Raw genomic sequence first — 13,365 nt, 5'->3', positions numbered from 1 at the left:
ATGGCGTGGGTTTCCTTTCATGTATTGCCCGCCGCCACATGCACGGACCCCGCTATCCGGAGACGAGCCAACGCGGCGGGCGCGAATTTGCCCTCAGCTCACGAGCGCGCCGCGCAAGGCTTGGGCCAGCGGTTCTGCGCCCGGGGGATCGTGCGTGCCGCACACCAGGCCAATCGTGCGATGGCGGTCGAAGCCGTCCAGCCCGACCATCGCGATTCCCGGACCCGCCAGGGAGCGCGGCGCAACGGTTACGCCGAGGCCGGCGCGGACGAGCCCCATGACCTTCTCGTCGTGGCCCGATCGCAAGGCAAAACGCGGGCGCACCCCATGCTCGGTGAAATAGCGGCTGGTCTCGGCGAGCACTTCGCACGACCGCCGCGCCATCATGGTCTCGCCGGCGACGGCTTCGGGCGGTACGCTGTCCCTTTCGGCAAGGGCGTGGCCGGCGGGCAGGGCCAGGCAATATTCCTCGCGAAAGAGCGCGCCGGGGGCGTTGTCCGGCACCAGCGAGACCGCCAGGTCGATCGAACCGGTCGAAAGCGCCGCCTGAAGCTCCCGCTCTCCGCCTTCGGTAAGTTCCAGCGGGTCGGGGCCCGCATAGAGTTCGACCGCGCGCTCCAGCCAGCGCAGCGGGAGGGTTTCCAGCACCCCGACCCGCAGCGGCCGCGCAGGCACCAGCAAATTGCCCACCCGGCGCTCGGCCTCGTGGAAGTCCCGCTCGATCGAGCGGGCCAGCGGGAGCAGGGCGTTGCCGCCAGGGGTCAGCCGGATACGCCGCCTTTCGCGGATGAACAGGCGCGTGCCGAGCTGGCGTTCCAGTTCGGCGACGCCGCCGGACAGCGAGGGTTGCGTGATGCTGAGGGTGGCCGCGGCCCGGGTGAAGCTTCCGCAATCGACAACTGCGAGGAACTGGCGAAGCTGGGTCCGGCTCAACATAGGTTCAACCTATACAACTGATCCAATAAATCCAGTTTTTCCCAATGAACCTCCTGCGCTACGATTGCCGGTAACAGAGCTTGGAGAGGCTACCCCGATGCGCGCCACCCCCGATTTCGATTTCGGCCTGACCGAAAGCGCGAGCATGATCCGCGAGGCCGCTGGTCGGTTCGCCGACGAGCAGATCCTGCCCCTCGCCGCGGAGATCGACGCCAACGACCGCTTCCCGCGCGAGCTGTGGGAGCCGATGGGCGCGCTCGGGCTCCACGGGATCACGGTGGAAGAAGAGTGGGGCGGGCTCGGCCTCGGCTATCTCGATCACGTCATCGCGGTCGAGGAGGTCAGCCGGGCGAGCGGGGCGGTGGGCCTCAGCTACGGGGCGCACTCCAACCTCTGCGTCAACCAGATCCGCCGCTGGGGCAATGACGAGCAGAAGGCGAAATACCTGCCGAAGCTGGTCAGCGGCGAACACGTCGGCAGCCTCGCGATGTCAGAGGCGGGCGCGGGGTCCGACGTGGTCTCGATGAAGCTCAAGGCCGATGCGGTGGCGGGCGGCTTCCGCCTGAACGGCACCAAGTTCTGGATCACCAACGGCACCTACGCCGACACGCTGGTGGTCTATGCCAAGACCGCGCCGGAGGCCGGCAGCCGCGGCATCACCGCGTTCCTGATCGAGAAGGGCATGCCCGGTTTCTCGATCGGCCAGAAGATCGACAAGATGGGCCTGCGCGGTTCGCCGACCTGCGAGCTGGTGTTCGACGACTGCTTCGTGCCCGAGGACAACGTGATGGGCCCGCTGCACGGCGGCGTCGGCGTGCTGATGAGCGGGCTGGATTACGAGCGGGTGGTGCTCGCCGGCATGCAGATCGGGATCATCCAGGCCTGCCTCGACGTGGTCATCCCCTATGTTCGCGAGCGTAAGCAGTTCGGCAAGCCGATCGGCTCGTTCCAGCTGATGCAGGCCAAGGTCGCCGACATGTACGTCGCGATGCAGTCGGCCCGGGCCTATGTCTATGCGGTGGCCAAGGCCTGCGACGCCGGGCAGACCACCCGCTTCGACGCGGCCGGCGCAATCCTGCTGGCCAGCGAAAACGCCTTCCGCGCCGCGGGCGAGGCGGTGCAGGCGCTGGGCGGGGCGGGCTATACCAAGGACTGGCCGGTCGAGCGCTTCCTGCGCGACGCCAAGCTGCTCGACATCGGCGCGGGGACCAACGAGATCCGGCGGATGCTCATCGGGCGCGAATTGATCGGAGCGCAGTGATGAGCGGCGAAGTGCGCCGAGGATCGTGCCTGTGCGGGGAGATCGCGTATACCGTCGCGGGCCCACTTGACGATGTTGACTTGTGCCATTGCAGCCAGTGCCGGCGTGCGAATGGCGCGGCATTCAACGTTGCCGTGATTGTCGATCGCGCCAGCGTCGTATTCGACGACACCAGCAAATTGCGCGAGTTCTCGGGTTCTCCAGGCAAGTACCGCGCGTTCTGCAGTCAGTGCGGTTCCCCCATCTATTCCCGCCGCGAGGACCTCCCGGATCGGTTGCGACTGCGAGGCGGAAACATCATCGATCTGCCGGCCCCGAAACGCTTGCGTCACATCTATTTCGGTAGCCGCTGGAGATGGGTCGACACGATATTCGACGCCACAAAGTGCGAGGAAATGTAGTCTGATGTCGGCCCCCACTCTATCCACATCGCTCAATCCGGACGACCCCCAAGCGCAGGCACGCGCCGCACACAATCGTGCGCTGGCGCAGGAACTGCGGGCCCGCGTCGCCAAGGCCGCGCTCGGCGGTGACGAGCGTAGCCGCGAGCGTCATGTCAGCCGGGGCAAGCTGCTCCCGCGCGACCGCGTCGAGCGCCTGCTCGATCCCGGTTCGCCGTTCCTCGAGATCGGCCAGCTCGCCGCAAACGGGATGTACGGCGACGAGGTCCCCGGCGCGGGGATCATCACCGGCATCGGGCGGGTCTCGGGCCGCGAGTGCATGATCTTCGCCAATGACGCTACGGTAAAGGGCGGCACCTACTTCCCGATGACGGTGAAGAAGCACATCCGCGCGCAGGAGATCGCCGCGGAGAACCGCCTGCCCTGCGTCTACCTCGTCGACAGCGGCGGCGCGAACCTGCCCAACCAGGCCGAGGTCTTCCCCGACCGCGACCATTTCGGCCGATTCTTCTACAACCAGGCCAACATGAGCGCGCGCGGCATTCCCCAGATCGCCAGCGTGATGGGCAGCTGCACCGCGGGCGGGGCCTATGTCCCGGCGATGAGCGACGAGACGGTGATCGTGCGCGAACAGGGCACGATCTTCCTCGCCGGCCCGCCGCTGGTGAAGGCCGCGACCGGTGAGGAGATCAGCGCCGAGGATCTTGGCGGCGGCGATCTCCATGCCCGCAAGTCCGGCGTGGTGGACCACCTCGCCGACAACGACGAGCATGCCCTGACGATGGTCCGGGACATCGTTTCGCACCTTGGCTCATCCGGACAGCCCGGGGCCGCATTCCGCGAGGCGCGGCCGCCGCTCTACCCGGCGGAGGACCTATACGCCATCGTCCCCGAAGACGTCCGCGCGCCCTACGACGTCCACGAGGTCATCGCCCGGATCGTCGATGGCAGCGAGTTCCACGAGTTCAAGGCGCTCTACGGCGCGACGCTGGTCTGCGGGTTCGCGCATATCCACGGGCAGCCGGTGGCGATCCTCGCCAACAACGGCGTGCTCTTCTCGGAAAGCGCGCAGAAGGGGGCGCACTTCATCGAACTCGCCTGCCAGCGGCGCATTCCGCTGCTGTTCCTCCAGAACATCAGCGGCTTCATGGTCGGCGGCAAGTACGAGGCCGAAGGCATCGCCAAGCACGGCGCGAAGCTGGTCACCGCCGTCGCCACGGCCAACGTCCCCAAGATCACCGTGCTGATCGGCGGAAGCTTCGGCGCGGGCAATTACGGCATGTGCGGGCGGGCCTATAACCCACGCTTCCTGTTCACCTGGCCCAACAGCCGGATCAGCGTGATGGGCGGGGAGCAGGCGGCCTCCGTCCTCGCCACCGTCCACCGCGACGCGGCCAAATGGACCCCGGAAGAGGCCGAGGCGTTCAAGGCCCCGATCCGCCAGAAGTACGAGGACGAGGGCAACCCTTACTACGCCACCGCGCGGCTGTGGGACGACGGGGTGATCGATCCCGTCCAGACCCGCGACGTGCTGGGGCTGGCGCTCGCGGTCTGCGCGAACGCGCCGGGAGAGGAGGCGCCCCGCTTCGGGGTGTTCCGGATGTGAGGGACAGCAAGATGATCACTTCCCTCCTCATCGCCAACCGCGGCGAAATCGCCTGCCGAGTCATCCGCACAGCGCGGCGCATGGGCATCCGCACGGTCGCGGTCTATTCCGACGCCGACGCCAACGCGCTCCACGTCCGCAGCGCCGACGAGGCTGTCCACATCGGCCCGGCCCCGGCCCGCGAGAGCTACCTGGTGGGCGAAAGGATAATCGCTGCCGCCAGGGCCACCGGTGCGGAGGCGATCCATCCTGGCTACGGGTTTCTGTCCGAAAACGCCGCGTTCGCGCAGGCGGTAATCGACGCGGGGCTGGTCTGGGTCGGACCGAAGCCCGCTTCGATCGAGGCAATGGGTCTCAAGGACGCGGCCAAGGCGCGGATGATCGCGGCGGGGGTGCCGGTGACGCCGGGTTATCTCGGCGAGGACCAGTCGGAGGCGCGGCTTCAGGCCGAGGCCGACGCCATCGGCTATCCGGTGCTGATCAAGGCGGTCGCGGGTGGCGGCGGCAAGGGGATGCGGCGGGTCGATGCCGCCGCAGACTTTGCCGAAGCGCTCGCCTCGTGCCGGCGCGAGGCGGCATCCTCGTTCGGCGACAACCGCGTGCTGATCGAGAAGTACATCCTCTCGCCCCGCCACATCGAGGTGCAGGTGTTCGGCGACAGCCATGGCAACGTCGTCCACTTGTTCGAGCGCGACTGCTCGCTCCAGCGCCGCCACCAGAAGGTCATCGAGGAAGCCCCCGCACCGGGGATGGACGAAGCCACCCGCGAGGCGGTTTGCGGCGCGGCAGTGCGCGCGGCCAAGGCCGTCGACTACGAGGGCGCAGGCACAATCGAGTTTATCGCAGATGGCTCGGAAGGGCTGCGCGCCGACCGCATCTGGTTCATGGAGATGAACACCCGGCTGCAGGTGGAGCACCCGGTGACCGAGGAAATCACCGGCGTCGACCTCGTCGAATGGCAGCTGCGGGTGGCGAGCGGCGAACCGCTGCCGCTGCGGCAGGACGAGCTTTCCATCAACGGCTGGGCCATGGAAGCGCGGCTCTATGCGGAGGACCCGGCGAAAGGGTTCTTGCCGAGTGTGGGGACCCTCACCCACTGTCGATATCGTGGGATGCGTATCGAGGCTGCGGTCTATGCTGGCGACGAGATTTCGACTTTCTACGATCCCATGATCGCCAAAATCATTACGCATTCCGCTACTCGCGAAGAAACCTTGGCTGACCTGATTGACCAATGTGCTTCAACGGACTTGTGGCCGGTCAAGACCAATGCAGGCTTTCTTGCCAAGCTATTGGCGCGGCCGGAATTCGCGGCAGGTGCCGTCGATACCAACTTCATCGCCGCACATCAGGATGAACTGGTTGCCGTTCCGCCCATAAGCGACGATGCGCTGGACGCTGCGGTTCATTTGCTGATGGATACCAGGCCGTTGTCCAATGGCGAACTTGCTGCATCGGGCTTCCGGCTCAACGCTACGCCGCGGCAAGAAGTCTTGCTTTCGGTCGATGGTGACGTTGTCACCGCACCGATTCCGACCGATTGGAGCCCACACGCCAACTATCTGGCGCGGGCGCATCAAGAGCAGGGCGATCTCATCAAGTTTGACCAAGGCTACGGCTACCGCGTCGCGCTGCATGCACCTCGCGGGCTGGGCGCGGCCGGTGCAGCCTCCGACGGCGCCATTCTCGCCCCCATGCCCGGCAAGGTCATCGCGGTGGATGTCACCGTTGGCGACACCGTCACAAAGGGCCAGAAGCTGCTCGTCCTCGAAGCCATGAAGATGGAACACGCGCTCACTGCGCCGTTCGATGGCACCGTGGCGGAACTGACTGTGGCGGTCGGCTCGCAGGTCCAGGTCGAGGCACTGCTGGTGCGGGTGGAGAAGGCGGAGTAAGCGCTCTGACGTCTGCTCAACAAGCTCCGTCATGCTGAACTTGTTTCAGCATCCAGCTCGGGCATTACTCATCCCGGTGAATGGAGCGAAGCTTGGCGGTTGGCTGTAGCTCGACAGCTTCGTGCGGGAACACGGCTGGACCCTGAAACGAGTTCAGGGTGACGATGAATTTTTGAGGTGAGTGAAGATGGCCGGCAAGCACTTCGACGAATGGCAGGTGGGCGACAAGATCGAGCACGAGATCCGCCGCACCGTGACCGAAACCGACAACCTGCTGTTCAGCACGATGACTCACAACCCGCAGCCGCTGCACATCGATGCCGAGGCGGCCAAGGCGAGCGAGTTCGGGCAGATCCTCGTCAACGGCACCTTCACCTTCGCGCTGATGGTCGGGCTGTCGGTGGGCGACACCACGCTCGGCACGCTCGTCGCGAACTTGGGCTACGACCAGCTGGTCATGCCGAAGCCCGTGTTCATCGGCGACACCATGCGCGCGACCAGCGAGGTGGTCGAACTGAAGGAATCGAAGTCCCGCCCGAACGCCGGGATCGTCACCTTCCGCCACGAACTGATCAACCAGCGCGGCGAGGTCGTCTGCCGCTGCCTGCGCTCGGCCCTCGTGAAGCGGAGCGGCTGACCGCCCCAAGCGCCAAAAGGCCCCTCCTGAAGGGGCGTCCGCCCCCGCCCCGACCGTTGACCGGGTACGCGGACTATGCCAAAGCGCCCCCCGTTCGCCCCAAACGAAACGCGGCGTCGCACTCGAGCCAAGCGCTTGAAATGCGGGTGTAGCTCAATGGTAGAGCAGAAGCTTCCCAAGCTTACGACGAGGGTTCGATTCCCTTCACCCGCTCCAGCCCTCCCTTCCCACAACATCCCGAAAATGCTACGAAATCCTCGGAAATCCTAGGGTTTTCACGACGCATTTGTCCCGCAGGCGCCCGCCTGTTCTCGCCGCATCTCGCGAATCTGGGGGCCATTTTGGGGGCCAAGTGGGTTTCGGTCAATTGGAGTGGCCCCCAGCCTGGGGGCCACTCGAGATGGAAGGGATTGAAATTGTGGCACTTACAGATGTTGCCGTCCGCAATGCCAAGCCGGGTCCGAAGCCCTACAAGATGGGCGATTCCCACGGCCTGTTTCTGCTGGTCCAGCCAACCGGCGGAAAGCTTTGGCGGTTCAAGTACCGGGTCGATGGCCGCGAGAAGAAGCTGGCGATCGGTCCTTATCCGGAGATTGGCCTAGGCGAGGCACGCAGGCGGCGCGACGAAGCCCGCGAGGCTATGGCTGCCGGCAAGGATCCGGCGCGTGAGAAACAACGCGATAAGGTCCGCGCGAAGGTGGAAGCCGAAAACACCTTCGTCGCCATCACTGCCGAGTTCTGTGAAAAGCGAAAGCGGGATGGGCAGCGCGCATGGGCTCCAGCCACTGCCAAGCGTTGCGAATACCTTCTGTCGATCCTGTGCGGGTCCATCGGCAACATGCCGATCGCCGAAATCGAGCCTGCCGATGTGTTGGTCGCGGTTCGCCGGATCGAAGGCAAAGGCAAACTCGAAAGCGCTCGCAGAACGCTCCAACTGGCGGGCTCCGTGTTCCGTTACGCGGTCGCCACTGCACGTCTCAAGTCTGATCCTACGCGCGACCTAAAGGGGGCACTGACAAGCCCCACCGTCACGCATTACGGAGCGGTCATCGACCCCGCCGGGGTGGGTGAACTGCTCCGGTCAATCGATGGCTACGAGGGGCAACCGATCACCAAGTTCGCGATGCAACTGGCCCCTCACGTGTTTGTCCGCCCCGGCGAACTACGGCACGCAGAATGGTCGGAAATCGATCTGGAAGGGGCGCTGTGGACCATTCCGGCAGGGAAGACCAAGATGCGCAAGGAACATGTCGTTCCACTCTCGCGCCAGGCCATTTCGATCCTGAAGAGCGTACAGCCCCTGACGGGGCCAAGCGGCTATGTCTTCCCCTCGGTCCGCACCCGACGCCGCCCGATGAGCGACAACACGATCAACGCGGGCCTGCGCCGCCTCGGCTATGCTACCGACGAAATGACTGCCCACGGTTTCCGCGCAATGGCGTCCACGCTGCTAAACGAAAGCGGGAAATGGAACCCCGATGCCATCGAACGCGCTCTGGCTCACGGCGACACCGACAAGGTACGCGCTGCGTACCATCGCGGCGCCCATTGGAAGGAGCGTGTAGCCATGGCGCAGTGGTGGAGTGACTACCTAGACGAGCTGCGGAACGAAGCGAAATCGGTCTGATGGGCGATCCAACGAGCTGGTCGCTGGCAGCTGGCGCCCAAATTGCGACTTGCGCGCAAATCGTCAAGTTAGGCCATTGTTATCACTACATTTATCTTTCGAGGAGGCGCGATTGCAAATCGCGATTTGCACGCAAATCGGTTTGACACCAGCCCAAGAATTCTAGTTTTTACTAATTTTATCAATAATTTGATTCCTGCAGTGCACTGCGTACGGTGTGCTCGCAAACCAGCTGCTGAACAGGCTTCGATGGCCTTCCCGAATTGTACTCGCGGAAATGACGATGAGTTCTGTTGGAGCTTGAGCCAAACGGCGTATGAGGTTGTCCATTCCCGCCGGAAGGGCCGTCGTTCGGGCAATTATACGCGAGACCCTGGATCTGCTGATTGTTTATTCGATTGGGTGATTTTCACGTTTGTTCCAAAGAGCTTAGATAGCTGCTTGTCCTTCACCAGTCGAGTGCAGGTCCAACTTGCAGCCGTGAGCCCTGCCTTGAGCCCGTGATCAGTATCGGCGCTGCGCCCGCGGGATGACTCCGACCGGCGCACCGGTGGGGTCGAGGCCAACGACAATATTGATTTTCTTTTCTGCCAATCGTTCGATTGCCATAGCTAATGGTGCGTTTGCTGGCATCGCGACCCAGGTGTCGCGGACGTTGTGGACCGGCGTGCAAAAGGGACCCCGTTAGCGGGGTGATCGGCGTCTAAAAGGGACCCCTCATTCCGATGGTGTAGCGGGCCGCCTGGTATTTCAGGTGGCGAGATCGGGATGTTGGTGGTGGAGACAGTCGTTCGGATCCGGCGCGAGCACGCGGGTGGGAAGGCGATCAAGGCGATTGCGCGGGATCTGCGGCTATCTCGCAAGGTGGTGCGCAAGGCGATCCGGGCGCCGGAAGGGGCGTTCGACTATCACCGCACGGTCCAACCGCTGCCCCGGCTTGGGCCCTTCCAGGAGCGGCTCGATACACTGCTGACGGAGAACGAGGCGCGGCACCGGCGTGACCGTCTACGCATGACCCGGATCCATGATCTGCTGCAGCGCGAGGGGTTCGAGGGTTCCTACGACGCGGTGCGGCGCTACGCCCGTCGCTGGACGGAAGCGCGGCGCAAGGATGCGGGTGATGGGGCGCCTGCCTTCATCCCGCTCATGTTCAAGCCTGGCGAGGCCTACCAGTTCGACTGGAGCCACGAGGACGTGGAGATCGCCGGCAAGCCGATGCGGGTGAAGGTGGCGCACATGCGGCTGTGCGCGTCGCGGGCGGTCTATGTCCGGGCCTATCCCCGCGAGACGCAGGAGATGGTGTTCGATGCCCATGCCCGGGGCTTCGCCTTCTTCGGCGGCGTTCCGTTGCGGGGGATCTACGATAACATGAAGACCGCTGTCGCCGCGGTCTTCGTCGGCAAGGAACGTGTTTTCAACCGCCGGTTTCTGGTCATGGCCGATCATTACATGGTCGAGCCCACGGCCTGCTCGCCGGCGGCGGGATGGGCGAAGGGTCAGGTCGAGAACCAGGTCCAGACCATCCGCGGCCGTTTCTTCCAGCCCCGTCTGCGCTTCGCCAGCATCGAAGAGCTCAACGGATGGCTGGAGGCCGAGTGCATGCGCTGGGCCGCGTTGCATCCCCATCCCGAGCAGAAGGAACTGACCGTGGCCGAGGCGCTGGATCTCGAGCGGCCATCTTTGCAGCCGATGCTGGCACCGTTCGATGGCTTCCATGAGACAACCCACGCCGTGACCGGCACCTGTCTGATCAGCTTTGACCGCAACCGCTATTCCGTCATGGCCAAGGCCGCGCGGCGAGCCGTCCAGGTCCGCGCCTATGCCGACCGGATCGTCGTGCGCCTCGGCGACGAGGTCGTTGCCGAACATGCCCGGCACTTCGGCCGTGACCGGACGATCTACGATCCCTGGCACTACCTGCCGGTTCTGGCCAACAAGCCCGGCGCCTTGCGCAACGGCGCTCCCTTCCAGGGCTGGGACCTGCCGCCGGCACTGGCGCGGCTGCGCCGCAAGCTGGGCAGCGGCGATGAGGCCGACCGGCGCTTCGTGCGGGTGCTCGCAGCCGTGCTGACCGATGGTCTGGACGCGGTTGAGGCCGCAATCCGGGGAAGCGCTCGATGCCGGCGCCGCCAGCGATGAGGTGATCCTCAACATCCTGGCCCGGTACCGCGATCCACCATCCGACCGGCCAATCGACGTGGTCATCGACCTCAAACTCAGCCACCCGCCGACGGCGGACTGCGCCCGCTACGATACGGTGCGAGGCCTCGATGCAGCGGCATGAGATGATCGAGGCGATGCGCGGGCTCGGCCTCAGGGGCATGGCCGGCGCGTTCGATGAGGCCGTCACCACGGGACTGCAGCGCAAGCGCACGACCCACGAGATCCTGACCGACCTGCTGCGGGCAGAAGCGGCGCATCGTCATGCCGCCTCGATCCGCTACCGCATGACCGCGGCGAAGTTGCCCGTGGTCAAGGACCTCGATGCCTTCGTGTTCGAGGGCACACCGATCAACGAGGGGCTGGTGCGCTCCCTCCATGCCGGCTCGTTCGTGCCCGCACGGCGCAATATCGTGCTCATCGGCGGCACGGGAACCGGCAAGACCCATCTGGCCCCTGCGATCACCGCCAGCGTCGTCTGCGCCGGCGCCCGCGGCCGCTACTTCAACACGGTCGACCTCGTCACCCGGCTCGAGGAGGAGGCCCGCATCGGCAAGGCCGGCGCCATGGCCGCCCAGCTCAGCCGGCTCGACGTCGTGGTCCTCGACGAGCTGGGCTACCTGCCGTTCGCCAGATCGGGCGGGCAGCTGCTGTTCCACCTCATCAGCAAGCTCTACGAGAAGACCTCGGTGATCATCACCACCAACCTGGCCTTCGGCGAATGGCCTACCGTCTTTGGCGATCCCAAGATGACCACCGCACTGCTCGACCGCATCACCCACCATTGCGACATCATCGAGACCGGCAATGACAGCTGGCGCTTCAAGCACCGCAGCTGAGCCGAGCCGACCCCGAAAAACGATCTTCGCGCTGCTGTCGCCTCCGGTCGGGCTACGCCCTCCCTACGCCGTCAGCAGCGCGAAACCTGTGCCCAGCATCAACCGATCCACGCAACGCCAAGGGGGGCCCTTTTGCGCGCCGATAGGGGGTCCCGATTGCACGCCGATTGACAAACTGTAATGCGCCTCCACGACTTGTCTTGCGTTGCGGCCCATCGAACGGGCGCCTTGTTCCCAGACAGTCTGGACATTGCGGGCCATCGTCGCGGCATCGTCGACCGGGCCGAGCAAGCCGGTGCCGGGAAGGACACGCGCTGGCATGGCTCCGCTATTGAAGCCGACGACGGGCAGCCCGCAGGCCTGGGCTTCCAGAACCGAGATACCGAATGTCTCGTCGGCCATCGCCGAAACATAGATATCGCACGAGGCGAGAGCACTCGCGAGGCGGCTGCGGTCGGGCTCGAAGCCCGGCAAAGATACCCGCATCCCTTCTGCCTGCTCGCGCAGCGTTTCGAGCAGTTTGCCATCGCCTATCATCAGCAGCGCCGCGCCGAACGATTCGGGCAGGGCCCGCATCAACGCGAGCAGGCGGTCCGCGCGCTTCTCGTTGTCGATTCTCCCCGCATAGACCAGCAGGGGGCCCTTGCCGCCGAGACCGATCCGGCGGCGAAAATCGGGATCGCGGCGTGACGGGTGGAACAGCTCGGGATCGACGCCGAGGTCGAGCACGTCGACGTGATCGACACCGTACCCGCGCAGGGTCTCGCGCATGTCGTCGCCGAGCACATAGATCCGGTCGAACGCCCGATAGGTACGCTGAGCGTATTCCACGCTCAACCTGCGGAGCCCGGCAGCAATGGTCCGGCCGAACAGGTCGGCGGCGACCCGGTGGACGTGGGCGTTGGGGAAATCCGTGTGGTATCCCGCGACCAGCGCGGTTCCGGGATGGGCGCGGCGATAGTTGATCGCGGTCCACGGCAGAATCCACGGACAAAGCGATTCAATGATGTCCGGGCGATATCGCTCAAGGATATCCCGGACGACGCGGGTGCGCAGTATGAAGCGGTAATTGGGGCTTCCCCGGACCTGTTCTGCGCCCACCTCGACCCAGATGTGCCGGCCGTTTTCGATCACGCGGTCTTGGGGACCGGGAACAATCTGGAGGAGCCGGTGTCCGGTCCGGTTGAGTACATACTCGCGCTTTTCCCGCAGATACGTGCTGACCCCGCCCCCGCCGTGAGGGCTGTAGCTTTGGGTCAGGTCGCAGATCAGCCACTCGCGCGCGCGCGTCATGTCGGCCCTTGCATCAAGCTTTATGCGTCGTGGTTCAGGCGGCGAGGTTGGTAGGCGCAGGCTGCAGCGCTGCCCTGCCGGCCAGGCGGCAGCCGAGGACCGCCGCGCCGAGCCGGTCGCAGTGGCGGGCCTTTTCGATTGCGAGCGCGAGGTCGGCATCGACCGCCCCGACCGTCATCGGCAGGTTGCCATCCGCGCCCCGTCCATCCTGGCCGAGCGTCGCGTGGGCAGCTTCGCCGGGGAGTGCCGCGACAGGCACGCCGCATGACAAGGCGTCGACGATGGCGGACGCATCGTCACCGGTCGAGCCCAATACGACAGCGATGTCAGCGGCGCAGTAGGCTGCGGCCAGCAGGTCGTTCGTGAAGGGCGGGAGAAACGTCGCGCCGCAGTCTGCACCCGTCGCCGGGCCGCCGATGACGACCTTGCTACCCGCGACAGGCGCAGCGAGGAAACGGATCACATCTGCCTCTGCCCCGGGTTGCGCGACGTGGAGCAGCACCGGCCGCGGCAGTCCTGCGAGCAGCGCCAGCGGCGGATGATGCGGATGAAGGCCTTCGCCAAGCTGGTCGGTCTTGCCCCAGGCACGAGCGGGAATCGCAATCGTCATCCTGTCTCTCCTTCGCCGCCCTGTCCGAATCACCATGACCGGGACTGGCCGCATCCGGAGACCGGGTTGCGCATGCCGCATTGCACAAAGATGGCGAAAT

Annotated in this window: 10 protein-coding genes, 1 tRNA gene and 1 pseudogene; 9 read left to right on the top strand and 3 right to left on the bottom strand. The window is 65.2% G+C overall.

The genetic code is table 11. From position 1 onward, the window contains the following. Positions 1-93: 93 nt before the first annotated feature. Entirely contained in the window at positions 94-936 is an 843-nt protein-coding gene (locus tag AC3WLD_RS15425; protein WP_492557859.1) for a LysR family transcriptional regulator, read from the bottom strand. Positions 937-1,033: 97 nt separating this feature from the next. On the opposite strand from AC3WLD_RS15425, the gene AC3WLD_RS15420 reads away from it, so the two are divergent. From AC3WLD_RS15420 to istB, 9 genes and pseudogenes are all read left to right on the top strand, one after another. Further along, complete coding sequence (locus AC3WLD_RS15420) at positions 1,034-2,197, top strand: isovaleryl-CoA dehydrogenase (RefSeq protein ID WP_492557858.1); 1,164 nt, start codon at positions 1,034-1,036, stop codon at positions 2,195-2,197. Next, complete coding sequence (locus tag AC3WLD_RS15415; protein ID WP_492557857.1) at positions 2,197-2,598, top strand: GFA family protein; 402 nt, start codon at positions 2,197-2,199, stop codon at positions 2,596-2,598. Before AC3WLD_RS15420 ends, AC3WLD_RS15415 begins: the two co-directional genes overlap by 1 nt. Positions 2,599-2,602: 4 nt before the next feature. Continuing rightward, positions 2,603-4,204: a carboxyl transferase domain-containing protein gene (locus tag AC3WLD_RS15410; RefSeq protein WP_492557856.1), complete on the top strand. Its 1,602-nt coding sequence runs from the start codon at positions 2,603-2,605 to the stop codon at positions 4,202-4,204. A gap of 11 nt (positions 4,205-4,215) precedes the next feature. Beyond that, positions 4,216-6,099: an acetyl/propionyl/methylcrotonyl-CoA carboxylase subunit alpha gene (locus tag AC3WLD_RS15405; protein ID WP_492557855.1), complete on the top strand. Its 1,884-nt coding sequence runs from the start codon at positions 4,216-4,218 to the stop codon at positions 6,097-6,099. A gap of 187 nt (positions 6,100-6,286) precedes the next feature. Next, the gene (locus tag AC3WLD_RS15400; RefSeq protein ID WP_492557854.1) at positions 6,287-6,736 is read left to right on the top strand and encodes a MaoC family dehydratase; all 450 of its coding nucleotides are present in this window, start codon (positions 6,287-6,289) and stop codon (positions 6,734-6,736) included. A 142-nt stretch (positions 6,737-6,878) separates the two neighbouring features. Then, a tRNA-Gly gene (locus AC3WLD_RS15395) sits at positions 6,879-6,952 on the top strand. A 202-nt stretch (positions 6,953-7,154) separates the two neighbouring features. Next, positions 7,155-8,363 (top strand): tyrosine-type recombinase/integrase, encoded by a 1,209-nt coding sequence (locus tag AC3WLD_RS15390; protein ID WP_492557900.1) that lies wholly within the window; start codon positions 7,155-7,157, stop codon positions 8,361-8,363. A 768-nt stretch (positions 8,364-9,131) separates the two neighbouring features. After that, positions 9,132-10,647, top strand: a pseudogene (istA, locus tag AC3WLD_RS15385) (IS21 family transposase). Next, positions 10,634-11,362: an IS21-like element helper ATPase IstB gene (gene istB / locus AC3WLD_RS15380; protein ID WP_492557853.1), complete on the top strand. Its 729-nt coding sequence runs from the start codon at positions 10,634-10,636 to the stop codon at positions 11,360-11,362. Before istA ends, istB begins: the two are co-directional and overlap by 14 nt. A gap of 63 nt (positions 11,363-11,425) precedes the next feature. On the opposite strand, the gene AC3WLD_RS15375 is transcribed toward istB, so the two are convergent. Next, a complete protein-coding gene (locus AC3WLD_RS15375) occupies positions 11,426-12,655 on the bottom strand; it encodes a glycosyltransferase (RefSeq protein ID WP_492557852.1) in 1,230 nt (409 codons plus the stop codon). A gap of 34 nt (positions 12,656-12,689) precedes the next feature. Next, entirely contained in the window at positions 12,690-13,265 is a 576-nt protein-coding gene (locus AC3WLD_RS15370) for a hypothetical protein (protein WP_492557851.1), read from the bottom strand. Between the last annotated feature and the right edge of the window lie 100 nt (positions 13,266-13,365).

This window comes from Novosphingobium sp. FW305-C-111 (genome assembly GCF_058783565.1).
The sequence above is the reverse complement of the archived record's forward strand: the minus strand, read 5'-3'. Positions and strand labels throughout refer to the sequence as shown.

What these genes read in the sequence shown, in the direction of transcription:
- AC3WLD_RS15420 (WP_492557858.1), top strand. Translation starts at nt 1,034, where the DNA reads ATGCGCGCCACCCCCGATTTCGATTTCGGCCTGACCGAAAGCGCGAGC.
- AC3WLD_RS15370 (WP_492557851.1), bottom strand. Translation starts at nt 13,265, where the DNA reads ATGACGATTGCGATTCCCGCTCGTGCCTGGGGCAAGACCGACCAGCTT.
- AC3WLD_RS15425 (WP_492557859.1), bottom strand. Translation starts at nt 936, where the DNA reads ATGTTGAGCCGGACCCAGCTTCGCCAGTTCCTCGCAGTTGTCGATTGC.
- AC3WLD_RS15410 (WP_492557856.1), top strand. Translation starts at nt 2,603, where the DNA reads ATGTCGGCCCCCACTCTATCCACATCGCTCAATCCGGACGACCCCCAA.
- AC3WLD_RS15375 (WP_492557852.1), bottom strand. Translation starts at nt 12,655, where the DNA reads ATGACGCGCGCGCGCGAGTGGCTGATCTGCGACCTGACCCAAAGCTAC.
- istB (WP_492557853.1), top strand. Translation starts at nt 10,634, where the DNA reads ATGCAGCGGCATGAGATGATCGAGGCGATGCGCGGGCTCGGCCTCAGG.
- AC3WLD_RS15400 (WP_492557854.1), top strand. Translation starts at nt 6,287, where the DNA reads ATGGCCGGCAAGCACTTCGACGAATGGCAGGTGGGCGACAAGATCGAG.
- AC3WLD_RS15405 (WP_492557855.1), top strand. Translation starts at nt 4,216, where the DNA reads ATGATCACTTCCCTCCTCATCGCCAACCGCGGCGAAATCGCCTGCCGA.
- AC3WLD_RS15415 (WP_492557857.1), top strand. Translation starts at nt 2,197, where the DNA reads ATGAGCGGCGAAGTGCGCCGAGGATCGTGCCTGTGCGGGGAGATCGCG.